Raw genomic sequence first — 23,965 nt, 5'->3', positions numbered from 1 at the left:
AATGCGGTGGTTCAGTCAATACATCAGTCGCCTGATACGCCGCTTTCGCGAGCAAGCCCGCTCCCACACAAGCCCGCTCCCACATTTGATCCTTAGCGCTTTTTGAGGCACTGCCCGGCTCGCGCCTGGCACAGGGCGAACAACCACTGACGCAACCGCTTCATTTTCAGTTCCATACCAGTAACTCCGCCGGGGTGGGGTTGTAGCCGTTGCACGGGTTGTTCAGTTGCGGGCAGTTGGAGATCAGTACGATCACGTCCATCTCGGCCCGCAGGTCGACGTATTTGCCGGGGGCGGAAATACCATCCTCGAACGTCAGCCCGCCATCAGCGGTCACCGGCACATTCATGAAGAAATTGATGTTCGGTCCGATGTCGCCTTTGCCCAGCCGGCCATCGTGGGCGCAGGCCCGCAGGTAGTTGTCGCGGCAGCTGTGCATGTAGCGTTTTTCCAGGGCGTAGCGCACGGTGTTGCTCTCTTGGGCGCAGGCGCCGCCGAGGGTGTCGTGGCGCCCGCAGGTGTCGTCGACGATGGTCAGCATCGGCTGGCCGAGGTTGGAATACAGCACGCTGCCGGTGCTCAGGTACACGCTGTTTTGCCGGCGCAAGGTGCGCTGCACGTCGTAGCGTTCCTTGGGGTTTTTCAGGCTGTAGAACAACGTGTCGACCGCCTGGTTGCCTTCAAGGTCAAGGATGCGCAAGGTCTGGCCGGCCTTGACTTCCATCAGCCAGGGTTCGCCGGCGGGGATGGTCGCGCGGTACACGGCGGCGTCCGGTTGGTTGGCGAGTGCGATAGACATGGCAGGTCCTCAGGCGAACAGACGGTCAGTGTTGATAAAGCCGCGCTCGTTTTCCGGGCGCGAGGTGCGGCAGTGTTCGGCGACGCTGGGGTCGGCGTTCATCCAGCTGAGTTTCAGCGGCTGCGGCGCGTATTCGGGATTGGGGTCCATGGGGTGTTGCAGGGCGGTGAGCACCACCAGCGTGTCCATCGGTGCGTAGAGTTCGATGTAGTCGCCGGCCTTGGTATGGCCTTCGGCGAAGTGCAGCGTGCCGGCGTCATCCACGGTGATTTTGCTGAACAGGTTGAGGGTCATCAGCAGGTCGGACAGCCCCAGGCCCCACTTGCCCAACTCCACCAACAGGTTGTCGGTGCCGTTGCGGTAGAAGCCGTTGCGCAGCTCTTGATAGCGGCCCTGGCCATATTTTTCCGCGACTTCGGAGGCGCATAACACGCCACCGATGCTGTCACTCCAGCCGCAGGTGTCGGCGGTGATTGCGGCCAGTACGCGGCCCATGTCCGAGTACAGGCAATGGCCGCTGGTGAGCTTGGCGGTGTGTTGGCATTTGAGGCTGTCGGGCAGGTTCAGGCGCTCGGTTTTTTCATTGGCGTTGAGCAGGGTCAGGCTGACGTTGGCCCCGCCGCGAATGTCGGTGAGGCGCAGCAGCTGGCCGCGCTTGAGCACAAAGGAGCGGTGGCCGCCGCCGGGGAGCATTTCCTCGGCGAAGGGTGGGAACAATTGAGTCGAGTCGGTCATTTGGAAGTGGCTCCAAGTTCGGCGGCGATCGCCTTGCGGCGCTCGCTGTTCAAAGGGATGTCGTAGGTGATGCGGGCGCCGTAAGCGCCGGGGGCGTGCGGGTCGAGGCGCACCTTGTCGAACACCAGCAAGCGGGTGCCGAGGCTGAAGCCTTCGCTCAGGTCGTGGGTGACCATGAACACCGTCAGCCTGGTTTCGCGCCACAGCTCCAGCAACAGCAAGTGCATGTCTTTGCGAATGCCCGGGTCGAGGGCGCCGAAGGGTTCGTCCAGCAGCAGCACGCGGGGCTTCATGATCAGCGCCTGGGCGATGGCCAGCCGCTGTTGCATGCCGCCGGAAAGCTGTGCCGGGTACTTGTCCAGGGCATGGCCCAAACCGACTTTGTGCAGCAGGGCCGCCGCCTGTTCGCGAGCGTGTTTTTTCGCAGTGCCAAACAGGCGACCGAGCAATGGCGAGCGCGGCAGTTCAAGGCCGAGTGCAACGTTGTTCAGCACCGTCAGATGCGGGAACACCGAGTAGCGCTGGAACACCACGCCACGGCTGGCGTCGGGTTCGGCGGCCAGAGGTTTACCGTCCAGCAGGATCTCGCCATGGCTGGCGGTTTCCTGCCCCAGCAACAGGCGCAGGAAGGTCGATTTGCCGCAACCCGAAGTGCCGACCAACGTGCAGAATTCGCCTTCGGCCACGTGCAGGTTCAGGCGCTCCAACACCACCTGGTCGCCATAGCGCTGCCACACATTGTTGACGCTGATAAAACTCATGCCCGCGCTCCTTCGTACCAGGGGAACGCACGCCGGGTCAGGGCCTTGAGGCCCCAGTCCATCAGCCAGGCGAGCAGGGTGATCCACACCACGTAGGGCAGGATCACGTCCATCGCCAGGTAGCGGCGCACCAGGAAGATCCGGTAGCCCAAACCGTCGGTGGAGGCGATGGCTTCGGCCGCGATCAGGAACAGCCACGCCGAGCCCAGCATCAAGCGCAGGGAGATCAGCAAGCGCGGCAGCAACTGCGGCAGCACCACCCGCAGCATCAGGGTCCAGGTCGAGGCGCCGAGGGTCTGCGCTTTCACCAGTAACTCGACGGGAATTTCCCGCGCCCGCTGTTCCAGGTCCCGCGCCAGGGCCGGGGTGATGCCGATCACGATCAGCATCACTTTCGACAATTCCCCCAGCCCAAACACGATGAACAGGATCGGCAGGATCGCCAGCGGCGGCACCATCGACAGCACCGTCAGTAACGGCGACAACGGTGCGCCAAACAACGGCAAGGTCCCGGCAGCGATGCCCAGGCACAGGCCGGCGAGGGCGCTGATACCGAGGCCGATCGCCAGGCGGCGCAGGCTTGAGGCGCTGTCTTGCCACAGCACATATTCACCGGTGCGCGCGTCGGCACTGAAGGCCAGGCGTTTCACCGCGTCGCCCATTTGTGCGGCGCTGGGCAGCAGCTTGTCGTTGGGGTTGTCTGCCAGGCGCTCGGCCGAGCCCACGAAGTAGGCGAACAGCAACAAAGCGAAGGGCAGCAGCACCAACAGCAGGCGACTGGAGCGTTCCGGGTGACGGTTGATCAAGCGCATGGCCGGGTCCTCTTACAGCGTGCCGTCGGCGGCCATCTGTACGTAGCTGGGGTCGAAATGCAGCTTGAGGTTGGCGGTGTCGCCGCGGGTCACGCCGTTGGCGAAGCTCATGCCCACGGCGTTGGTGTCTTTGGCACCTTCACCGAGCAGGCCGTGTTTAAACGAGAACTCGGCGACCTTGCCCATGGTGGCGGGCAACTGCGCACTGGTAGCGAAGGCCAGGGCTTCCTTGGGCGTAGCGAACAGCTTGGTGGTGTCCAGTTGCGACTGGAAGCCCTTGAGGTCGGTGCCGGAAGCCTTGGCCATGTGTTCCAGGGCGTCGGTGCTGGCGGCATTTTTTGCGTTCATCAGCGCGACCACTTCAAACCAGGCGCCGGTGAGTGCTTTGCCCAGCTTGGGGTTGTCTTTGAGGGTTTGGGTGTTGACCACCATCATGTCCATGATTTCGCCGGGCACTTTGCTGGAGTCGAACACTTCAGTGACGCCGGGCTTGGCTTTTATCTCCGAGAGCATCGGGTTCCAGGTGGTGACGGCCTTGACCTGGTCGGTGTTGAAGGCGGCGGCGATGTCGGCGTCGGATGTGTTGACCACTTTCAGGTCTTTTTCGGTGAGGCCGGCTGACTCCAGGGCGCGGGCCAGCAGGTAGTGGGACACGGAGAGTTCCACCAGGTTGACGTTCATGCCCTTGAGGTCGGCAACGGTCTTGCCTTCGCCCTTGATGACCACGCCATCGTTGCCGTTGGAGAAGTCGCTGACCACTAGCGCGGTGCTGTCCACGCCACCGGCGGCGGGGATGGTCAGGGCGTCCATGTTGGTCATGGTGCAGCCGTCGAACTGGCCGGCGGTGTACTGGTTGATGGACTCGACGTAGTCGTTGAGCTGCACCATGTCGATCTTGATGCCGTACTTCTTGGCCCACTTGTCGAGGATGCCTTGGCTGCCGGCGTACTCCCACGGCATCCAGCCGGCATAAATCGTCCAGCACACGCTGAAATGGTCTTTGGGGGCGGCTTGGGTGGAAAAGCTCACCACGGCGGCGAAGGCGGCGGCGAGCAGGGCGGGTAAACGTATCGAGGGCATGGATGCTTCTCCAGTTGATCAAGGGCGAGCAGGAGCAACGCGGCACCGTAAACGGTGGCTTGTCTCCCGGGCTTTTATCCCGCCGTGTAACCTCAACTGGAGGTCGCCAACTCTCGGACCAGCCACTCGCCTTAGCGAGCCGGAACCCTAGTCAGCCATTGCAAATTGTGGTGCCGCGAACCTGTGATGACTCTTGCACGGGAGAGGTAAAGCGAGAGTCGTGCCAAGTGGCATGGGCGCAGTAGCGGCGCGGGTTGGCGAGAGGAGGAGGGCGCAGGGCGCGCTGAAGGTGCGTTGTGCTGGTGCAAGGTTGCACTGCAATGAGGCGGTGAGCAGATGTATCAATCTATGTCTGAATCGCACCAGATTCCGATTTTGATGTCAGATATTTCGTCAGGCAGTGAAAGCTGTTTGCCGCCCCCCAGCGTCGCTGGGTGTGCTCTTCCGCGGTCCAGGAGGCCGCCATGTATCGTCGACTGCTTCTTATCGCTTTGCTCGGCTTGACCCTATCTGCGTGCGCGCCTTATTACGGTGGCGGCCAGGCGTACTACGGTTCCGAGGTCTACACGGCGCCTGCGCCGTCGTATTACTACGGCGGCGGACCCTACTACCATTACCGTCAGGGTTACTACCCGCCACCGCAACGCTATTACCCGTCGCCGCGTTATTACCAGCCGGCGCCTCGCTATTACCCCGCGGGGCCGCGAGCCGGTTACCGGCCTTACCCGAACCAGGGTTGGGGCAACGGCCACTGGGGTAATGGTGGCGGACGTGGCCAGGGTGGCGGTCACGGTGGAGGCCGTGGCGGGCATCGCTGATCGTATTAATTGGAAAAACGGCGCTCAGGCGCCGTTTTTGCTGACCGCTGGTCGGTACTGTCATATTTGACAGCTATTCTATGGGCTGAGACTGTAGTTAATTGGGAGCGGACGCTATCTGGCGTGTCGTTTCCTGCATCGACTGACGGAGCCCATACCATGCGAGTCGGCCCGCTTTACTTGTTCTGTTTTGTTCTTTCAGGCTTCAGCACGTTGGCGGCGGCGCAAGGCTGTCCTTACCCGAGTGCCGTACGGTACGTTGATGGTCATTTTCAGGGAACTGACAAAGAGTCTCCATGGATAAGCCAGGCAATGAACGGCCAGGACCTTTTGGAAACCTTTGTGGGCGCGATTTTTATTCCGAGGGAGTCGGATGAGCGCAAGCATGGCTACCTGGAAAAGTGCGTGTACAAAACGGTGAGGGGCAATACGGTCGCCTTGAGGTACGGCCCGGCCAAGGGCGGGGGGACGATGTCACTGGCAGAAACCACGCACTGGCATCCGGGCACCGATGTTTTCGGGCAACCCACCTTCCAGTGCGACGACCGTCAGCCCGATAACTGCGCCTTCACTTTCGAGGCAGCAAAGCGCTGACGGCGCTCACTCAATAGTCAGACAAGTCCGCCAGCGGATGCCGCCCTTCCCACACCTTGTGGAAGTGCGCCTGCACCACGGCCTCGGGGATCAAGTTGATGTCCGGCCAATGCCAGTGGGGCCGTTGGTCCTTGTCGATCAACCGCGCCCGCACGCCTTCGCTGAATTCCGGGTGACGGCAGCAGTTCAGGCTCAAGGTGTATTCCATCTGGAACACCTGAGCCAGGGACAGGTGCCGCGCACGATGGATCTGCTCCCACACCAGTTGCGCGGTCAGCGGGCAGCCTTCGCTCAGGGTCTTGCCAGCGCGGCTGAACAGCGGGTCGGCGTGGTCGCGCAACTGGCTCAAGGCACGCCACGCGCAGCGCACATCGCCGACGTCCAGCCACTCGTCGATCTGCGCCCGGCGCGGCAGCCATTGGGCGTCAGGCAACTGACCGGTGGCTTCCTGGGCCAGGGCCTTGAGCAGGCTATTGAGCTGCATGTCGGTCTGTTCCTGCCAGTTCAGTTGCAGCAGGCCTTCGAGCAGCTCGTCTTGTTGTTCATCCAGCAGAAAACGGTCAGCCAGGCCCAGGTCCAGGGCGTCGCGGCCATTCATGTGGGCGCCGGTCAGGCCGAGGAACAAACCCAACTTGCCGGGCAGGCGGGACAGGAACCAACTGGCGCCCACGTCCGGGTACAGGCCGATGCTGATTTCCGGCATGGCCAGGCGGCTGCTCGGGGTGACGATGCGCACTGCGGCACTTTGCAGCAAGCCCATGCCGCCGCCCAGCACATAGCCGTGACCCCAGCAGATCAGCGGTTTCGGGTAGGTGTGCAGGCGGTAGTCGAGACGGTATTCAGCGGCGAAAAATTGCGCGGCCAGCGCCGGTACTTCCCCGGGATGTTCACGGCAGGCCTGGGCCAGGCTGCGTACTTCGCCGCCGGCGCAAAACGCCTTGGGGCCATTGCCGCGCAGCAGCACGCAGACGATTTGCGGGTCTTTGGCCCAGGCATCCAGGCGCTCGCTCAGGGCCAGGATCATCGGCAACGACAGGGCGTTGAGGGATTTTTCCGCGTCCAGGCTGGCGATGCCAATGCGGGCGCCGTCGGTGCCAATCAGCTCTTCGAAGTGCAGGTTCATCATGACCTCAATCGAGAAAGTGAAGGTTCAGTATGATCGCTTCACGGGAAAGTGTCGGTTCTGCGTCAGATCAATTGACAAGCAGGGTGGGCTTTCCTAGGGTTCGCACCATTGTTTTTTCTGGATGCAACCATGACCACCGACGACCGTATCAAACTCGAACCCAGCTGGAAACACGCCCTGCGTGACGAGTTCGACCAGCCGTACATGGCCCAGCTGCGGGAATTCCTGCGCCAGGAGCACGCGGCCGGCAAGGAGATCTTCCCGCCGGGCCCGATGATCTTCAACGCGCTCAACTCAACGCCGCTGGACAAGGTCAAGGTGGTGATCCTCGGTCAGGACCCGTACCACGGCCCTGGCCAGGCCCATGGCCTGTGCTTCTCGGTGCAACCGGGCGTGCCGGCGCCGCCGTCGCTGGTCAATATCTATAAAGAACTCAAGCGCGACCTGAACATCGACATCCCCAATCACGGCTACCTGCAAAGCTGGGCTGACCAGGGCGTGCTGATGATCAACACCACCATGACCGTGGAGCGCGCGAATGCCAACGCCCATGCGGGCAAAGGCTGGCAGTTCTTTACCGACCGGATTATCGAAATTGTCAGCGCGCACCAGCCGCATCTGGTGTTCTTGCTGTGGGGCGCCCATGCGCAGGGCAAGCAGAAGCTGATCGACGCCACCAAGCACCTGGTGCTGACGTCGGTGCATCCGTCGCCGCTGTCGGCGTATCGAGGGTTTATTGGCTGCGGACACTTCAGCCGCACCAACAAGTTTCTTGAGCAGAATGGCGAAACGCCGATCGAGTGGCGATTGCCGCCGGTTTGACATAGATCCAATGTAGGAGCTGTCGAGCTTTAGCGAGGCTGCGAGACGGCGGCACAGTCAACATTAATGTTGCCTGACCCACCGCTATCGCAGCCTCGCTAAAGCTCGACAGCTCCCACATTTGAACGGGGTTATGGCTTCAAAGCTTTTCCGGTTGCCGGTTCCAGTGCCGAAACAACGGCTCCGCCAGGAACAACACAAACAACAAGCGCATCACCTGCATCGCCGTCACCAACGGCACCGACAGTTGCAGGGTTTCCGCCGTCAGGCTCATCTCGGCGATCCCGCCGGGCATCATGCCCAGTGTCAATGAGCGCAGATCCAGATGCGTCAAGGCACTCAAACCCACCGCCGCCAGCGTCGCGATCAACATGGTCAATGCGGTACCGATCAAGGTACGCCCCATGAACAATGGCGCGCGCCGGAAGAACTGCCGGTTGAAGTGGCAGCCCAGGCCGCTGCCGATCAGCCACTGGCCGATCTGGCTACCTCCATCGGGCAGGCCGATGTGCAGGTCCCAGGTGATACTGACGGCGGCACTGACCAGCAGCGGTCCGAACAGCCACGGGTTTGGCTGACGCAAACGCTGCCAACCCCAAGCCACCAAAGCACCGACGGGAAACAGCACCGCCAGCCAGGCCCAATCGACGGTCGCGGGATGAAACTGCGGAGCACCTTCGCCGAGCAAGTACTTGAACGCCGCCGGCACACACAGCACCACCACCAACACCCGCAAACTCTGGCCCGCCGCGACACGGCTGAGCACCGCGCCATTGCGTGCGCCAAGGTTGACCATCTCCCCCGACCCACCCGGCATGCTCGAGAAAAACGCCGTGGCGCGGTCTTCACCGCTACGCCGCATCAACCACACCCCCACAATACTGGAGAGGCTGGTGACCAGCGCGCCGAAAAAGATCAGGCCGAAGTGGCTCATCACCTGCTCCATCACCACCGGGGTGAAGTGCAGGCCGATGCCGATGCCCACCACCCATTGGCCGCATTTGCGGCCGCCGGGAATTTCTGCCAACTGCCAGGGTGTGAGGCAGCGCACGAGGATGATCGCCAGCAACGAGCCGACCATGTACGGCAGTGGCCAGCCGACCTGGCTGGCGAGGTACCCGCCCAGCAGACCGACCAGCGGTGTCGCCCACCAGTTTTTAAACGTGGCCTCAGACATCGGCCACGGCGCGACGCTGCAAGGAACGCTTGCGCCAGATACGCAGGATCGGGAACAACAGCATCAACGCGGTCAGGACCCAGACGCCGAAGGTGATCGGGCTCGACCAGAGGATCTGCAACTCACCGTTGGAAATCGACAGCGCACGACGCAGGTTCTGCTCCATCAAACCGCCGAGGATAAAGCCCAGCAACACCGGCGACAGCGGGAAATCCAGCTTGCGCAGGATATAGCCGAAGATACCGATGCCGACCATCAGGAACAGGTCGAAGGTGGTGGCGTGAACCGCGTACACGCCGATCGCGGTAATGATGGCGATCACCGGCACCAGCGCCCAGTTCGGCACGGCGAGGATGCGGGTGAAGATGCGGATCATCGGGATGTTGAGGATCACCAGCATGATGTTGGCGACAAACAACGAGGCGATCAGGCCCCAGACGATGTCTGGTTGCTGTTGGAACAGCAGCGGGCCGGGGGTGATGTTGTAAAGCGACAGCGCGCCGATCATCACCGCCGTGGTGCCCGAACCAGGTACGCCGAGGGTCAGCATCGGCACCAGGGCGCCGCAGGCGGAAGCACCGATCGCGGTTTCCGGCGCTGCCAGGCCGCGCATGTCACCCTGGCCGAATTTACCGCTGGCACCGGCCAGGCGTTTTTCGGTCATGTAGGCCACCGCGGAAGCCAGTGTTGCACCCGCGCCCGGCAGTACACCCATGATGAAACCCAGCAGGCCGCAGCGAATATTCACGACGAATACCGAGGAAGCTTCCTTCAGGTTGAACATCATCCGTCCGGTGGCTTTCACGGCTTCCTGGCCGCGGTGGGTTTTTTCCAGCAGCAGCAGGATTTCGCTGATGGAGAACAGGCCCAGCACCAGCACCACGAATTGAATGCCGTCGGTCAGATGGATGTTATCGCCGGTGAAGCGGTACACACCGCTGTTGGCATCGATACCCACCGCAGACAGAAACAGGCCGATCAACGCCGCGACAAAGGTCTTCAGCGGTTTGTCACCGGCCATGCCGCCCAGGCAGACGATGGCAAACACCATCAGTACGAAATATTCCGCCGGGCCGAAGGCAATCGCCCATTTGGCCAGCAGCGGGGCGAATAGCACCATGCCGCAGGTGGCGATAAACGCACCGATGAACGAACTCCATGCCGACAGCGACAACGCCACGCCCGCCAGGCCTTTACGGGCCATCGGGTAGCCGTCGAGGGTGGTCATCACGGTGGAGGCTTCACCCGGGATGTTCAGCAGGATCGAGCTGATGCGCCCGCCGTATTCGCAGCCCAGGTACACGGCGGCCAGCAGGATCAATGCCGACTCAGGCGGCAGCCCGAGGGCAAATGCGATGGGGATCAACAGCGCCACGCCGTTGATCGGCCCGAGGCCCGGCAACAGGCCAACGACGGTGCCGATCAAGGTGCCGCACAGTGCGGTGATCAGGTTGTAAGGGGTCAGTGCAACGCCGAAGCCCTGGCCCAAATAGCTGAACGTATCCATATCAGTTCTCCAGAACTTCAAGCAGGCCGAGCGGCAGCGGTACATCCATGGCTTTGTCGAACAACAGGTAAAGACCGATGCTCATCAAGGTCACGATCACCACGCTGGGCTTCCAGCGGCCGCCATACAAGCGGGCCATCGGAATGCCGATCAGCATGCTGCTGAGGATGAAACCCAGGGATTCGAAGGTGCCGGCAAACACCAGCAACAGCGCGACGCACGCGCCGATCTTGATCAGGGTTTCGCGGTCCAGTGCCGGTTCTTCTTCAGTGTGCTTGGTGGGCTGTGGGCGAAACAGCATGTAGAGCAAACCCAGGCCCATCAGCCCGAGCATCAACAGCGGGTAGGCTCGAGGCCCTACCGGCTCGTAGGAAAACGACGCCTGATACGGCCAGGCCATCAGTGCGAGGCCGGCGCAGACCAACAACATCACTGAGGCGAAAATGCGTTGTAAGAGCATGGGGAACTCCTTGGAGACTCTTGTAGGCGCGAGCTTGCTCACGAAGAACGCCAGGACGTCGCGTTTATACAGGCGGCACGCGTCATCGTTGAAGTTTTTCGCGAGCAAGCCCGCTCCCACAGAGGGGCGATTACTGGATCAGGCCGAACTCTTTGGCCAGTACTTTGTAGTCGGCTACCTGTTTCTTCACGTAGGTGTCCAGCTCCGGGCCGGTCATGGCGAACGGGAACAGCTCGCGCTGGTCACGCAGCTTGGCGAACTCGTCGGAAGCCAGCAGTTTGTCGAAGGCGTCTTTCCACCAGGCGTAGTCTTCGTCGCTGACTTTTGGCCCGAGGTAGAAGCCGCGTACCACCGGCCAGACGATGTCGTAGCCTTGTTCCTTGGCGGTCGGAATGTTCTTCATTTCCGGCTCGTCCAGGCGCTCGTCGGAGAACACTGCCAGCAGGCGCATGTCGCCGCTGAGGATGTGCGGCATGGAGTCGGAGATGTCGGTGCTGCCTACCTGGATGTGGCCGCCGAGCAACGCGGTGGCGATTTCACCGCCGCCTTCCAGTGCCACATAACGCAGGTCACGCGGGTTGATCCCGGCGGCCTTGGCGATCAGTGCGGTTTGCATCCAGTCCTGGCTGCCGACGGTGCCGCCGGAACCGATGACTACGCTGCCCGGATCTTTCTTCAGGGCCTTGACCAGATCGTCGAGGTTTTTGTAGGGCGAATCGTTTTTCACCGCGATGGCCCCGTAGCTGGTGCCAACGGCGGCCAGCCAGCGCACGGCGCTTTCATCGAAACGGCCAAACTTGCCCTGGGCCAGGTTCAGCAGCGAGCCGCTGGACCACGCCACCAACGTGCCGGCGTCGCCCGGGCGCTGGGCCACGACGGCGTTATAGGCCACCGCGCCCACGCCGCCAGGCATGTAGGTCACACGCATCGGCTTGCTCAGCAGCTTCTGGTTGACCAGCGCGCTTTGCGCCAGTTTGCAGGTCAGGTCAAAACCACCGCCCGGGGACGCCGGGGCGATGCATTCCGGGCGCTTGGGTTCGGCGGCCATCAATTGGCTGGCGAACAGCATGCAGCTGGCCGTCAGGGCAAATTTACGCAGTGAAAGGGTCATGTTCATCTCCATCGTTGTTGTTATGAGGTGGCGACTACCAAAGCGCGACGCTGTAGCTCACCAGCAAACGCACTTCATCCGCATCACGGGCCGAATAGTTGGAACGGTAGGTGGCATTACGCAGGCGCACGGCCACGTCCTTTAAGGTGCCGCTTTGCACCACGTAGCGAATCTCGCTGTTGCGTTCCCACTCCTTGCCGGTCTCGCCGTTTTTGAGCTTGATGTTGTCACCCGACAGGTAACGGCTCATGAAACTCAGGCCGGGAATCCCCAGCTTGGCGAAGTCGTAGTCGTAGCGTGCCTGCCAGGAGCGTTCTTCGGCGCCGGCAAAGTCGTTGATCTGCACGAAGTTGACAAGGTAAGGATCGCTACCGTCCACGTAGGGAAAGGCGCTATCGCCGGACATGTGCTGATAGCCGGCGCTGAGCTTATGGCCATTGAGGGCATAGCTGAAGAGACCGTTGAGGGAGGTGTTGTCGATCTTGCCGCCGCGGGCTGCGCCGGTGTCATCACTGACGGCCAGGCGCAGGTCGGCGCCGAAGGTACCGGGGCCCATTGGGCGCGAGGCGACCAGACCGAGGAAATGCTGGCGGTACACGTCGTCGAGTTGGGCAAAGTGATAGCTGCCGGTGATCTTGTCGGCGAACTTGTAGTCCACGCCGCCGAAATCGAAATGCTTGCCGGTGGCGCCGCTGAGAAAGCGGCTGTTCTTGTTGTTGAGGCCGATGTCTTCGTAGTTGGTGTCGTCGCGGTCCTTGGCCTTGTTAAGGCGGCCACCGGTGAACACCAGGTTCTTGAATTCCTTGGAACTCAGCAAGCTGCCCTCGAAGGTCTGCGGCAGGATGCGCCCGTCGTTGGGCTTGAGGATAGGCAGCTCGGGGATCAGCGCGCCGATCTTCAGCTCGGTGGCGGAGATCTTCACTTTGCCGGTCAGGCCGAGTTTGGAGTATTCGTTGGCGGCGCGGCCGTCATCGTGGGTGGGCAGCAGGCCGGTGCCGGTGCGGTCGGGGCTGGAGTCGAGCTTGACCCCAAGCATGCCCAGCGCATCCACGCCAAAGCCGACGGTGCCATCGGTGTAGCCCGACTGCAGGTTGAGCATGAAGCCCTGGGCCCACTCGTCGCGCTTGGATTGTTGCGCGCTGGTGCCGTCGCGAAAGTCGCGATTGAAGTACATGTTGCGGGTTTCGAGGGTGGCGCTGCTGTCGTCGAAAAGGGCGGCTTGGCCTACGGGCGAAAAGCCGGCAAAGGCGGCGGCACTGGCAAGGGCGGTCTGGGTGAGACGAGAAGAACGAGCGGGCGGCTGAGTGCGCAGCATCGTGGGTGTACTCCGTTTTATTGTTCTTATTTTGGCGAAAACGCTTCGAGGCGTTTTTCGGGCGCTACAGGTGAAATAGCTCGGCAGGCGAAACCCACCGTGGCTGGATGCTAAAGGGCGAAGCTTTCACTAACCTTTCAGTGGCCTTTCAATGTTTTCGGGCTTCACAGCGCAGGTGGCGCCTGTAAACTCCCCGGCAAAGCGTGGCGCCGACCACCCCCGAACGAGGTAAAACCCCATGCGTGTCCTTCTGGTTGAAGACCATTTGCAGCTAGCCGAAAGTGTCGCCCAGGCGCTCAAGAGCACGGGTTTGACCGTCGACGTGTTGCACGATGGTGTGGCCGCGGACCTGGCCTTGAGCAGCGAGGAATACGCGGTGGCAATCCTCGATGTGGGCCTGCCGCGCATGGACGGTTTCGAGGTATTGGCACGGTTGCGGGCGCGTGGGAAAAATCTGCCGGTACTGATGTTGACCGCCCGCAGTGACGTGAAAGACCGGGTGCACGGCCTCAACCTGGGGGCGGATGACTACCTGGCCAAGCCATTCGAACTGACGGAACTGGAAGCCCGAGTCAAAGCCCTGCTGCGCCGTAGCGTGTTGGGCGGTGAGCGCCAGCAGGCGTGTGGCGTGCTGATTTACGACCTGGATACACGGCGCTTCACCTTGGGCGGTGAGCTGCTGACCCTGACCTCCCGCGAGCAGGCGGTGCTTGAGGCGCTGATTGCGCGTCCGGGCCGGGTGATGAGCAAGGAGCAACTGGCCTCCCAGGTGTTCGGCCTGGATGAAGAGGCCAGCCCCGACGCCATCGAAATCTACGTGCACCGCCTGCGCAAGAAGCTCGATGGACAGCCGGTGGCCATCGTCACCTTCCGTGGCCTGGGGTACTTGCTGGAAGCCCGCGATGCATAAGCCCAGCAGCCTGCGCTGGCGCCTGCTGTGGAACCTCGCGCTGTTGCTGGTGGTATTGATGCTCGCCAGCGGCTTGAGCGCTTACTGGAATGGGCGCGAGGCGGCGGACACGGCTTACGACCGCACGCTTTTGGCCTCGGCGCGGACCATTGCGGCCGGCGTGTCTCATCGCGACGGGACCTTGAGTGCCGACGTGCCGTACGTGGCCCTGGATACGTTCGCCTATGACAGCGCCGGGCGAATCTACTACCAGGTCAACGATATTCACCAGAAGCTGATTTCCGGTTACGAAAACCTTCCGGGCCCTCCGCCGGGTACGCCGCGCACTGATGACTATCCGGCGCTGGCGCGCTTTTATAACGCCAAGTACCAGGGCCAGAACGTGCGGGTGGTCAGCTTGCTCAAGGCGGTGTCCGAGCCGAACATGAACGGCATGGCGGAAATCCGCGTGGCCGAAACCGACGAGGCGCGGGTCGCGATGGCCCGCAGCCTGATGGCCGATACCTTGCTGCGCTTAGGGATGCTGGCCATCGGTGCGTTGTTTTTGGTGTTCTTTGCGGTGAGTGCGGCGTTGCGGCCGCTGGAGCGTCTGCGCACGGCGGTAGAGGAGCGTCAGCCGGATGATCTGCGGCCGTTACCCTTGGTGGAGGTGCAGCATGAGCTGGGCCCGCTGGTGCGTGCGCTCAACCATTTCACCGAACGCTTGCGCGGGCAGTTCGAGCGCCAGGCGCAGTTTATTGCCGATGCCGCCCATGAGCTGCGTACGCCGCTGGCAGCCCTCAAAGCCCGGCTGGAACTCGGCCTGCGCGCCGAAGACCCGGCCACCTGGCGCACCACCCTGGAAACCGCTGCCCAGGGCACCGATCGCCTGACTCATCTGGCCAATCAACTGCTCTCACTGGCCCGCATCGAAAACGGTGCCCGGGCGATTGCCGAAGGCGGGGCGCAGTTGCTGGACTTAAGCCAGTTGGCCCGCGAATTGGGTATGGCCATGGCACCGCTGGCCCATGCGCGTGGCGTGGCCCTGGCGCTGGAAGCGGATGAGCCGGTGTGGCTGCGAGGCGAGCCGACCTTGTTGAACGAGTTGTTGAGCAACCTGGTGGACAACGCTTTGGCTCACACGCCACCGGGCGGCAACGTGATCCTGCGGGTAACGGCGCCAGCGGTACTTGAGGTGGAAGACGACGGCCCGGGTATCCCGCTGGATGAGCGGGACCGAGTGTTCGAGCGGTTCTATCGGCGCAGCCAACAGGGCTTGGGTTCGGGCTTGGGGCTCGCGATTGTCGGTGAGATCTGCCGGGCACATCTGGCGCAGATCAGCTTGCATGACGGTGAACTGGCGGGGTTGAAGGTGCGGGTCAGTTTTATTGCGGGGTAATCAGTAAAACATCGACCGCGCTTCATCCAGCTCGGTGCGCAGGGCTTCGCTGTAGGGGTCGAGGCGCAGTTTCTTGATAGCAGGCACCGTCGATACCGGCACGCTGGCGAGCGGATGGTCGGTGTTGCGGTGGCAATACAGCACGGCGACCTGCACCAGGTCGATGTAGTCCAGGCGCTCGGAGTCGCGCTCCAGGTCGAGGTATTGCCCTGGCAGGTTCACCAGCATTTCCGGGAAATCCCAGCGTCGCAGCAGTTTGTCCCCCAGCAGCGGGTGAATGCTTTCAATCACGTGGTTGAGGCTGACGGGGTCGGCCAGCAGTTCATAGTGATCTTCGGCGTAGGTCAGGATCGGCAGCACGCCAATCTGGTGCACCAAGCCTCCGAGGGCCGCCTGATCAGGCTTCAACTGGCTGTGGTTGCGGCACAGCGCGTAGCTCACGCCGGCCACTTCCAGGCTGCGTCGCCACACATCACGCATCTTCTGTTCGACTACATCGGAGCGGGCGTGAAAGATCTGTTCCATCACCAGCCCGATCGACAGGTTACTGCTGTAGTTGGTGCCCAGCCGGGTGATGGCGGTGTGCAGGTCGGTGACTTCCTGGGTCGCGCGCAACAGCGGGCTGTTGACCACTTTGATCAGCCGCGCCGACAAGGCGGTATCGCGGCCGATCACTTTGCTCAGATGGCTGATGCTGATGTCCGGGTCTTCGGCGGCCTGACGAATCTTCAGGGCCACTTCCGGTAGCGTTGGCAGAACCAGGTCATCGTTATCGATGGCCACAACCAAAGCCTGTTGGACTTTTTCCGCCAGCTTGTTCATTCATGATCTCTAGGGTGTTGCAAAAAGGTACGACGATCAGCGCTGGATCTCGCGATCACGGTCCAGCTGGTAGGGGAGGTCGAGCAACTGCAGGCCCGGGCCTTCCAGTGTGCCTACATGCACATCGCCACTCTCTGCTGCTTCGGCTTGCAGCACCGCTAGAAGTTCAATCGCCTCGCCGGCCCGGGCGGCAATCACCACCTCGCCGATGGCGCTGTTGTGAGTCGGGGAAAACAGGGGGGTGCCAGGCTCCGGCAATTCGCTGGCATTCAAGCTCAGGCGGTACAGGCGACGCTTGAGCTTGCCCAGGTACTGCATGCGCGCGACGATTTCCTGGCCGGTGTAGCAGCCTTTCTTGAAGCTGACGCCGCCGACGGCTTGCAGGTTGAGCATCTGCGGGATGAACAGTTCGCGGGTCTGAGGCATGACCTGGCCGATGCCGGCACGGATCTGGCCCAGCAACCACTGGTTCAGTTCACCTTTGTTCAATTGCGCGGCGAGTTGGCTGTGCAGGTTTTCGGCTTGAGCGGCAGGGGCCCAGAGTTCGGCGCGGCCCGGCGATACGCGGATGGCGATCAGATCGTCGCTTCGCACCACGCTGTCGGTCTCGGTGGGTAGCTCGAGGCCGAGGCTGGCCAGTACCTGATCCGCATCCGACACACCGAAGCGCACCCAGGCGGCGCTTTCGTCGGTGAGTTTGGATTTGGAGAACACGGCGTACTTCTTCAGGTCCGCCAGTTGCGGCTCCAGCAACTCGGTGGCCATCGCCAGCAGCACGCCATCGCCTTGCAGCAGGATGCGGAAGCTCGACTGCATGCGCCCTTTTTGGGTGCAGCGCGCGCCCAGGCTGGCCTGGGTGTCACTCAGGTAGTTGAGGTTGCAGGTCAGTTGTCCCTGGAGGAACTTGGCAGCGTCGGAACCGCGGATGGCGAGAACGCCTTCGTGGGACAGGGAGCAGAAGAAAGCAGAGTCAGCCATGGGTCATCGCAGGTTAAAAAGTCATGAGTGCATCATAGAGGGGCGCCCGGCAAATGGATAGTTTCGGTATGGCCGACCAAAGCCGACTGTTCCAGGCAGCGTCGGCCTGTATACTTGCGCTCTATTTGAGGAGCGCTCCATGGTCGAAGATGTAGAACTCAATCGCCTCTACTGGCACAGTCGCCGCGGCATGCTTGAACTGGACGTGTTGCTGGTACCGTTCGTCAGGGAGGTCTATCCGCACCTCAACGACGTCGACCGCGACTGCTATCGCAAGCTGCTGGAATGCGAAGATCAGGACATGTTCGGCTGGTTCATGGAACGCGCCGAATCGGAAGACCCGGAACTGCAGCGCATGGTTCGGATGATTCTGGATCGTGTCCAGCCCAAGTAATACGTTCGAATGCCGCTGGCATGCCTCCGGGCAGTTGCTGGCGGTTTATCTTTTCGCCCAGGCATTCGCACTGGGTGCGTTGTGGTTTCTCGATGTGTCCCCGTGGGTTGCAGCCGTTGGCGCCTTGGTGTGCCTGGTTCATGCCGGTTGGGTGCTGCCGCGTCATATCCTGTTGACTCACCGTTCGTCGATTCGTGGCCTGCGTCGCGATGAGGATGGCTGGCAGCTGTGGAGCTCCGCACGTGGCTGGCACAGCGTGCAACTGCGCCCCGACAGCCTGGCGTTGCCGTTGATCGTGGTACTGCGCTTTCGGGTGCAGGGTGACTGGCGGGTGCGTTCGATATGTGTGCCGCAGGATTCGCAGGCCACCGATGTGCATCGGCGCCTGCGGGTACGCTTGAAGTTCAGCCGCCGTAGGTGGTTGGCACCAGAATAGTGTCGCGCGCTTCGGGCAGCATCTGCGGGTAGTCGAGTGTGTAATGCAGGCCCCGGCTCTCCTTGCGTTCCATGGCCGAGCGGATCATCAGTTCCGCCACCTGGGCCAGGTTGCGCAGCTCGATCAGGTCGCGGCTGACTTTATAGTTGCTGTAGAACTCGTCGATCTCATCCAGCAGCAGCCGAACCCGGTGTTGCGCCCGCGCCAGGCGTTTGTTGGTGCGCACGATGCCCACGTAGTCCCACATGAAGCGCCGCAACTCGTCCCAGTTGTGGGCGATGATCACGTCTTCGTCCGAATCGGTGACCTGGCTGGCATCCCAGCGGGGCAGGGCGGCCGGCACCGGGATGCGTGGTAGCTGTTCAAGGATGTCGGCGGCGGCGGAGCGGGCGTATACGAAACATTCCAGCAGCGAGTTGCTGGCCATGCGGTTGGCACCGTGCAGGCCGGTGAAGCTGGTTTCGCCGATGGCGTACAGGCCGGGTACGTCGGTGCGCCCGTGTTGGTCGACCATCACGCCGCCGCAGGTATAGTGCGCCGCTGGCACGACCGGGATCGGGCCTTTGGTGATGTCGATGTTGAACGCCAGGCAGCGCTCGTAGACGGTCGGGAAGTGAGTCTTGATGAAAGCTTCGGGCTTGTGGCTGATGTCCAGGTAGACGCAGTCGATGCCCAGGCGCTTCATTTCATGGTCGATGGCCCGGGCGACGATGTCTCGCGGGGCCAGCTCGGCCCGTGGGTCGAAGCGCTGCATGAAGCGTTCGCCGTTGGGCAGTTTCAAGTGCGCGCCTTCGCCCCGCAGGGCTTCGGTGATCAGGAAACTCTTGGCTTGCGGGTGATACAGGCAGGTGGGGTGGAACTGGTTGAATTCCAGGTTCGCCACCCGGCAGCCGGAACGCCAGGCCATGGCGATGCCATCACCGCAGGCGCCGTCGGGGTTGCTGGTATAGAGGTAGACCTTTGCTGCGCCGCCCGAGGCGAGAATCGTGAAGCGCGCGCCGTAGGTGTCGACTTCGCCACTGGCACGGTTGAGCACGTAGGCGCCGAGGCAGCGTTCGCCCGACAGGCCCAGGCGTTTTTCGGTGATCAGGTCAACGGCGACTCGCTGCTCCAGCAGTTCAATGTTGGGGCGTTGTCGGGCCTGGTCGAGCAAAGTCTTGAAGATCGCGGCGCCGGTGGCGTCGGCGGCATGGATGATGCGCCGATGGCTGTGGCCGCCTTCGCGGGTCAGGTGGAACTCGAAGCCGCCGTCGTCGGTGCCGGAATGTTCATCGCGGGTGAAGGGCACGCCCTGGTCGATCAGCCATTGGATGGCTTCGCGGCTGTGCTCGACGGTGAATCGCACCGCCTCTTCATTGCACAGGCCGCCACCGGCATTCAGGGTGTCTTCGACGTGGGATTGCACGGTGTCGGTGTCATCCAGCACCGCTGCGACGCCGCCTTGGGCCCAGAATGTCGAACCGTTTGCCAGGTCACCCTTGCTCAGAACGGCTATGCGCAGGTGGCTCGGCAGGGTCAATGCAAGGCTCAAGCCCGCGGCGCCGCTGCCAATCACCAGGACATCGTGTTGAAACTGTTGGCTCATTTGAAGGATTCCGCAAAAAGCGATCCGAAGGGGGCGCAAACAGGACGCCTGGATCGGCGAATCAAAGGGTCACACGGCCCACTAGTATATAGCGGGGGGGAGCGGCACAATAGCCGGGCATTCGTGGCATTGTGAGACTACGGTCAACGAACTGCACGGCTTTCGTGAAACTGACAGCGATTGGGATGGGAACTTTTTGCATAAGCCCAGACTCAATAGCAGGATGCCCGAAAGCTGGGAACACGCTGGATTTGCTGATCGGCGCCTGTGTCAGGTGCGTCAGGAAACTGGCGACAGATTATTCGCGCAGCCGGCATAGCCCGCGCTGCGTTTTTCGTGTGTGCCAAATCAGTGCGTACCGGAAACTTGCTTGGAGGGGGAGAACTTTTGCGAAAAGCCCGAGTCTATGTTTGCAAGCCTGATCGATTAGTTATGCAAGCCTCCTTCAAGTACAACGAGGAGTGTTCATGCTAACCCAGGAAGAGGATCAGCAGCTGGTTGAGCGCGTTCAACGCGGCGACAAGCGGGCATTTGATCTGCTAGTGCTGAAATACCAGCACAAAATTCTCGGGTTGATCGTGCGGTTTGTGCACGACACCCATGAAGCGCAGGACGTTGCACAGGAAGCCTTTATCAAGGCGTACCGTGCACTCGGTAATTTTCGCGGTGATAGTGCGTTTTATACGTGGCTTTATCGCATCGCCATTAACACGGCGAAGAACTATCTGGTTTCTCGCGGTCGCCGCCCACCGGATAGTGATGTTAGTTCGGAAGATGCTGAATTTTATGATGGTGATCACGGCCTCAAAGATCTCGAGTCGCCGGAGCGTGCATTGCTGCGCGACGAGATTGAAGGAACCGTCCATCGCACTATTCAACAACTGCCAGAAGATTTGCGTACCGCGTTAACTTTACGTGAATTCGATGGTCTGAGTTACGAAGACATTGCGAGCGTCATGCAATGTCCGGTGGGTACCGTACGTTCCCGGATTTTCCGGGCTCGGGAAGCCATCGATAAAGCCCTGCAGCCGTTGTTGCAGGAAAACTGAGACAGCGGCGACAGCCAAGAGAGGAACCGCCATGAGTCGTGATGCCCTGCAGGAATCGCTGTCCGCAGTGATGGATAACGAAGCGGATGAACTGGAACTTCGTCGAGTGCTTAATGCATTTGATGATGCCGAAACCCGTGATACCTGGTCTCGTTACCAAGTCGCTCGGGCGGTGATGCACAAGGATCTTCTAATCCCTCGTCTGGATATTGCTGCGGCCGTTTCTGCTGCGCTGGCTGATGAAGCCGTTCCGGCAAAAGCTGCTCGCGGTCCTTGGCGTAGCCTAGGTCGTCTGGCAGTCGCTGCTTCGGTGACCGTCGCTGTACTGGCAGGTGTTCGCCTGTATAACCAGGACGAAATCGCCGGTGCCGAACTGGCCCAGCAGACCCAGCAACCGGTCATGGCCGGTCCACAGGTCAAGGGTCCAGCTGTGCTGGCCGGCTACAAGGAAAGCTCCGATACCACCGGGCCGATGGCCAACGGTGTACTTCAAGGGCAATCCGGCTGGCAAGATCAGCGTCTTCCAGGCTACCTGCGCCAACACGCACAGGAATCGGCCTTGAAAGGCACTGAAAGCGCCCTGCCATACGCTCGTGCTGCAAGCCTGGAAAACCGCTAGTCCGCCAAGGAGCTTTATGCGCGCCATACCGCTCCTTGCGCTTTTGCTCAGTGGCTGGTTTGTAGTCCCCGCCCATGCCGACGAAGCCCAAGACTGGCTGACGCGTCTTGGGCGGGCGGAGCAGCAGCAAAGCTTTCAGGGCACGTTCATCTACGAGCGTAATGGTAGTTTTTCTACCCATGACATCTGGCATCGTGTCCAGAATGGTCAGGTCCGTGAGCGGCTTTTGCAGCTCGATGGTTCCGCTCAGGAAGTCCTGCGCGTTGATGGCCGTACCCAGTGCGTGAGTGGCACGCTGGTTGCCGGGCTTGGGGGCTCCCCCAACGCCGCAGCACGCGCCCTTGATCCGCAAAAACTCAAAGCTTTCTACGACCTTGCCGTCATCGGCAAATCGCGCGTGGCTGGTCGAAATGCGGTAATCGTCTCAATTACGCCTCGTGATGCATACCGTTATGGTTTTGAGTTGCATCTGGACCGCGAAACCGCCTTGCCGCTGAAGTCCTTGTTGCTTAACGATCAGGGTCAGTTGCTGGAGCGATTCCAGTTTACCGACCTCAGTACGTCGGTGCCTGACGATCGCGAGTTGCAGCCCAGTGGCGAATGTACGCCGGTCTCGGTAACCAGCGCCAAGGCTCCGGAAGTCGAACTCCCTCAGGATTGGCGTCTCGATTGGTTGCCGCCAGGCTTCCAGTTGGTCAACCGCAGTGCCCATAAAGACTCTCATACCAAGGTAATTGTCAGCAGTTTGATGTATGACGACGGCCTAGCGCGTTTTTCGGTATTCCTGGAGCCGCTCAACGGCGCGGCCGTGACCGAGACCCGTACCCAACTTGGTCCTACCGTCGCAGTTTCACGGCGTCTGAATACCCCGGAGGGTGAAGTAATGGTGACTGTCGTCGGTGAAATTCCGATCGGCACTGCCGAGCGAATTGCGTTGTCTCTCCGCAGCGGCACCACGCCCGCCAAGCCGTGAGTTGTTAATCCTATGTTCATCCTGATATTTCAATGTTGCGCAGGAGATAGTCGATGCCTGCCTCTGTCGAGAGACATGAAATGTCTGGATCATTTTTTTCACTTGCTAATATCCCCTATGTTTTTTATAGGTCAGGGCTTAACGGCCTTGGCCTTGTTTTGTTCGCGGAACAAAAATGTCGGTCGCAGTTTTCGACGTTTATTGAACCCTGTCGCTCAACCCTGCTCGTCGTAACGGGAGCTGTATGTCGATACCACGTTTGAAGTCTTACCTTTCCATAGTCGCCACGGTGCTGGTGCTGGGTCAGGCCGTTACCGCGCAAGCGGCCGAGCTGCCTGATTTCACCCAACTGGTGGAGCAGGCGTCGCCTGCCGTGGTGAACATCAGCACTACGCAGAAGCTGCCGGATCGCAAAGTCTCCAACCAGCAGATGCCTGACCTTGAAGGCCTGCCGCCGATGCTGCGGGAGTTCTTTGAACGTGGCATGCCCCAGCCGCGCACGCCGCGTGGCGGTGGTGGTCAGCGTGAGGCACAGTCCCTGGGCTCGGGTTTCATCATCTCGCCTGACGGCTACATCCTCACCAATAACCACGTGATTGCTGACGCCGACGAGATTCTGGTGCGCCTGGCTGATCGCAGTGAGTTGAAAGCCAAGCTGGTGGGCACGGATCCACGTTCCGACGTGGCCCTGCTGAAAATCGAAGGCAAGGACCTTCCGGTGCTGAAACTGGGCAAATCCCAGGACCTGAAAGCCGGGCAATGGGTAGTCGCCATCGGTTCGCCGTTTGGTTTTGACCACACCGTGACCCAAGGTATCGTCAGCGCCATCGGCCGCAGCCTGCCGAACGAAAACTACGTGCCGTTCATCCAGACCGACGTGCCGATCAACCCGGGCAACTCCGGTGGTCCGCTGTTCAACCTGGCGGGCGAAGTGGTCGGCATCAACTCGCAGATCTACACCCGCTCCGGTGGTTTCATGGGCGTGTCGTTCGCGATTCCAATCGACGTGGCCATGGATGTTTCCAACCAGCTGAAAACCGGTGGCAAAGTCAGCCGCGGCTGGCTGGGCGTAGTGATTCAGGAAGTGAACAAGGACCTGGCTGAATCCTTCGGCCTCGACAAGCCGGCAGGTGCCTTGGTCGCGCAGATCCAGGACGATGGCCCTGCAGCCAAAGGTGGCCTGCAAGTCGGCGACGTGATCCTGAGCATGAACGGCCAGCCGATCGTCATGTCCGCAGACTTGCCACACCTGGTGGGCGCACTCAAGGCCGGCAGCAAAGCCAAACTGGAAGTGATCCGTGATGGCAAGCGCCAGAACGTTGAACTGACCGTCGGCGCGATTCCGGAAGAAGGCGCGGCGCTTGATGCGCTGGGCAACAGTAAGCCGGGTGCCGAACGCAGCAGCAACCGCCTGGGCATTGCCGTAGCCGAGTTGACCGACGAGCAAAAGAAGAGCTTCGACCTCAAGAGCGGTGTAGTGATCAAGGAAGTCCAGGACGGTCCTGCCTCCCTGATCGGCCTGCAACCGGGTGATGTCATCACTCACCTGAACAACCAGGCCATCAACTCCACCAAAGAGTTCACCGACATCGCCAAGGCGCTGCCGAAGAACCGCTCGGTTTCGATGCGTGTCCTGCGTCAAGGCCGTGCCAGCTTCATTACCTTCAAGTTGGCCGAGTAATCCGCTAGCCCAATAAAAAGCCC

The 23,965-nt window shown here is 61.3% G+C and carries 25 protein-coding genes and 1 riboswitch; of the genes, 11 read left to right on the top strand and 14 right to left on the bottom strand.

The annotated features are described in order from the left end of the window. Positions 1-166 precede the first annotated feature (166 nt). Genes AU074_RS18565 through AU074_RS18545 form a run of 5 tightly spaced genes read right to left on the bottom strand, consistent with a single transcriptional unit; the run spans position 167 to position 4,187 of the window. Positions 167-799 carry an urea amidolyase associated protein UAAP2 gene (locus AU074_RS18565; protein ID WP_076015953.1) on the bottom strand — a complete coding sequence of 211 codons (633 nt, stop codon included), beginning with the start codon at positions 797-799 and terminating at the stop codon, positions 167-169. A 9-nt stretch (positions 800-808) separates the two neighbouring features. Further along, a complete protein-coding gene (locus AU074_RS18560; protein ID WP_076015952.1) occupies positions 809-1,534 on the bottom strand; it encodes an urea amidolyase associated protein UAAP1 in 726 nt (241 codons plus the stop codon). Next, positions 1,531-2,295 carry an ABC transporter ATP-binding protein gene (locus AU074_RS18555; RefSeq protein ID WP_076015951.1) on the bottom strand — a complete coding sequence of 255 codons (765 nt, stop codon included), beginning with the start codon at positions 2,293-2,295 and terminating at the stop codon, positions 1,531-1,533. The genes AU074_RS18560 and AU074_RS18555 overlap by 4 nt, the downstream gene beginning before the upstream one ends. Then, positions 2,292-3,107, bottom strand: a complete 816-nt coding sequence (locus AU074_RS18550) for an ABC transporter permease (protein WP_017479272.1) — start codon at positions 3,105-3,107, stop codon at positions 2,292-2,294. Before AU074_RS18550 ends, AU074_RS18555 begins: the two co-directional genes overlap by 4 nt. 12 nt (positions 3,108-3,119) lie before the next feature. After that, a complete protein-coding gene (locus tag AU074_RS18545; RefSeq protein WP_076015950.1) occupies positions 3,120-4,187 on the bottom strand; it encodes a putative urea ABC transporter substrate-binding protein in 1,068 nt (355 codons plus the stop codon). Positions 4,188-4,248: 61 nt separating this feature from the next. Continuing rightward, a riboswitch (guanidine-I (ykkC/yxkD leader) is annotated at positions 4,249-4,349 on the bottom strand. Between the two features lie 302 nt (positions 4,350-4,651). On the opposite strand from AU074_RS18545, the gene AU074_RS18540 reads away from it, so the two are divergent. Together AU074_RS18540 and AU074_RS18535 are read left to right on the top strand one after the other, a co-directional pair. After that, positions 4,652-5,005 (top strand): hypothetical protein, encoded by a 354-nt coding sequence (locus AU074_RS18540; RefSeq protein WP_076015949.1) that lies wholly within the window; start codon positions 4,652-4,654, stop codon positions 5,003-5,005. Between the two features lie 159 nt (positions 5,006-5,164). Beyond that, on the top strand, positions 5,165-5,599 hold the full coding sequence (locus tag AU074_RS18535; RefSeq protein WP_076015948.1) for a DUF3757 domain-containing protein: 435 nt from the start codon (positions 5,165-5,167) through the stop codon (positions 5,597-5,599). 10 nt (positions 5,600-5,609) lie between these two features. On the opposite strand, the gene AU074_RS18530 is transcribed toward AU074_RS18535, so the two are convergent. Next, positions 5,610-6,722, bottom strand: coding sequence for an enoyl-CoA hydratase/isomerase family protein (locus AU074_RS18530; protein WP_076015947.1), 1,113 nt, complete (start codon positions 6,720-6,722; stop codon positions 5,610-5,612). A gap of 132 nt (positions 6,723-6,854) precedes the next feature. On the opposite strand from AU074_RS18530, the gene ung reads away from it, so the two are divergent. Next, positions 6,855-7,547, top strand: a complete 693-nt coding sequence (ung, locus tag AU074_RS18525) for a uracil-DNA glycosylase (RefSeq protein ID WP_076015946.1) — start codon at positions 6,855-6,857, stop codon at positions 7,545-7,547. A 139-nt stretch (positions 7,548-7,686) separates the two neighbouring features. Here the strand turns inward: ung and AU074_RS18520 are convergent, their stop codons facing one another. From AU074_RS18520 to AU074_RS18500, 5 genes are all read right to left on the bottom strand, one after another. Next, the gene (locus tag AU074_RS18520) at positions 7,687-8,724 is read right to left on the bottom strand and encodes an AbrB family transcriptional regulator (protein WP_076015945.1); all 1,038 of its coding nucleotides are present in this window, start codon (positions 8,722-8,724) and stop codon (positions 7,687-7,689) included. Further along, the gene (locus tag AU074_RS18515) at positions 8,717-10,231 is read right to left on the bottom strand and encodes a tripartite tricarboxylate transporter permease (RefSeq protein WP_076015944.1); all 1,515 of its coding nucleotides are present in this window, start codon (positions 10,229-10,231) and stop codon (positions 8,717-8,719) included. Before AU074_RS18515 ends, AU074_RS18520 begins: the two co-directional genes overlap by 8 nt. 1 nt (position 10,232) lies before the next feature. Beyond that, entirely contained in the window at positions 10,233-10,691 is a 459-nt protein-coding gene (locus AU074_RS18510) for a tripartite tricarboxylate transporter TctB family protein (protein ID WP_076015943.1), read from the bottom strand. A 130-nt stretch (positions 10,692-10,821) separates the two neighbouring features. Beyond that, positions 10,822-11,808 carry a tripartite tricarboxylate transporter substrate binding protein gene (locus tag AU074_RS18505; RefSeq protein ID WP_167662759.1) on the bottom strand — a complete coding sequence of 329 codons (987 nt, stop codon included), beginning with the start codon at positions 11,806-11,808 and terminating at the stop codon, positions 10,822-10,824. A gap of 28 nt (positions 11,809-11,836) precedes the next feature. Continuing rightward, positions 11,837-13,117, bottom strand: coding sequence for an OprD family porin (locus AU074_RS18500; RefSeq protein WP_076015941.1), 1,281 nt, complete (start codon positions 13,115-13,117; stop codon positions 11,837-11,839). 238 nt (positions 13,118-13,355) lie between these two features. Between AU074_RS18500 and AU074_RS18495 the strand changes: the two genes are divergently transcribed. Together AU074_RS18495 and AU074_RS18490 are read left to right on the top strand one after the other, a co-directional pair. Continuing rightward, positions 13,356-14,027, top strand: coding sequence for a response regulator (locus tag AU074_RS18495; RefSeq protein WP_003212008.1), 672 nt, complete (start codon positions 13,356-13,358; stop codon positions 14,025-14,027). Continuing rightward, positions 14,020-15,405 carry a sensor histidine kinase gene (locus AU074_RS18490; RefSeq protein ID WP_076015940.1) on the top strand — a complete coding sequence of 462 codons (1,386 nt, stop codon included), beginning with the start codon at positions 14,020-14,022 and terminating at the stop codon, positions 15,403-15,405. Before AU074_RS18495 ends, AU074_RS18490 begins: the two co-directional genes overlap by 8 nt. Here the strand turns inward: AU074_RS18490 and AU074_RS18485 are convergent, their stop codons facing one another. Together AU074_RS18485 and AU074_RS18480 are read right to left on the bottom strand one after the other, a co-directional pair. Continuing rightward, the gene (locus AU074_RS18485; protein ID WP_076015939.1) at positions 15,406-16,227 is read right to left on the bottom strand and encodes an HDOD domain-containing protein; all 822 of its coding nucleotides are present in this window, start codon (positions 16,225-16,227) and stop codon (positions 15,406-15,408) included. A 36-nt stretch (positions 16,228-16,263) separates the two neighbouring features. Continuing rightward, the gene (locus tag AU074_RS18480) at positions 16,264-17,205 is read right to left on the bottom strand and encodes a folate-binding protein YgfZ (RefSeq protein ID WP_076015938.1); all 942 of its coding nucleotides are present in this window, start codon (positions 17,203-17,205) and stop codon (positions 16,264-16,266) included. A gap of 139 nt (positions 17,206-17,344) precedes the next feature. On the opposite strand from AU074_RS18480, the gene AU074_RS18475 reads away from it, so the two are divergent. Beyond that, complete coding sequence (locus AU074_RS18475) at positions 17,345-17,599, top strand: succinate dehydrogenase assembly factor 2 (RefSeq protein ID WP_003212000.1); 255 nt, start codon at positions 17,345-17,347, stop codon at positions 17,597-17,599. Then, positions 17,583-18,035, top strand: coding sequence for a protein YgfX (locus tag AU074_RS18470; protein WP_076015937.1), 453 nt, complete (start codon positions 17,583-17,585; stop codon positions 18,033-18,035). The genes AU074_RS18475 and AU074_RS18470 overlap by 17 nt, the downstream gene beginning before the upstream one ends. Here the strand turns inward: AU074_RS18470 and nadB are convergent. Continuing rightward, complete coding sequence (gene nadB, locus AU074_RS18465; protein WP_063032633.1) at positions 18,004-19,620, bottom strand: L-aspartate oxidase; 1,617 nt, start codon at positions 19,618-19,620, stop codon at positions 18,004-18,006. The two genes, AU074_RS18470 and nadB, sit on opposite strands and share 32 nt — an antisense overlap. 467 nt (positions 19,621-20,087) lie before the next feature. On the opposite strand from nadB, the gene rpoE reads away from it, so the two are divergent. The 4 genes from rpoE (at position 20,088) to AU074_RS18445 (ending at position 23,942) form a co-directional block, all read left to right on the top strand. Continuing rightward, a complete protein-coding gene (gene rpoE, locus AU074_RS18460; RefSeq protein ID WP_003172477.1) occupies positions 20,088-20,669 on the top strand; it encodes an RNA polymerase sigma factor RpoE in 582 nt (193 codons plus the stop codon). Between the two features lie 31 nt (positions 20,670-20,700). Then, complete coding sequence (locus tag AU074_RS18455) at positions 20,701-21,288, top strand: sigma-E factor negative regulatory protein (protein ID WP_003172479.1); 588 nt, start codon at positions 20,701-20,703, stop codon at positions 21,286-21,288. A gap of 16 nt (positions 21,289-21,304) precedes the next feature. Further along, complete coding sequence (locus AU074_RS18450) at positions 21,305-22,261, top strand: MucB/RseB C-terminal domain-containing protein (protein WP_076015936.1); 957 nt, start codon at positions 21,305-21,307, stop codon at positions 22,259-22,261. 244 nt (positions 22,262-22,505) lie between these two features. Next, positions 22,506-23,942 (top strand): DegQ family serine endoprotease, encoded by a 1,437-nt coding sequence (locus AU074_RS18445; protein WP_076015935.1) that lies wholly within the window; start codon positions 22,506-22,508, stop codon positions 23,940-23,942. Positions 23,943-23,965 lie beyond the last annotated feature (23 nt).

This window comes from Pseudomonas sp. ATCC PTA-122608, from assembly GCF_001952855.1.
Classification (GTDB): Bacteria; Pseudomonadota; Gammaproteobacteria; order Pseudomonadales; family Pseudomonadaceae; genus Aquipseudomonas.
Note: the sequence above shows the minus strand (reverse complement) of the source record. Positions and strands in the feature narration are given on the sequence as shown.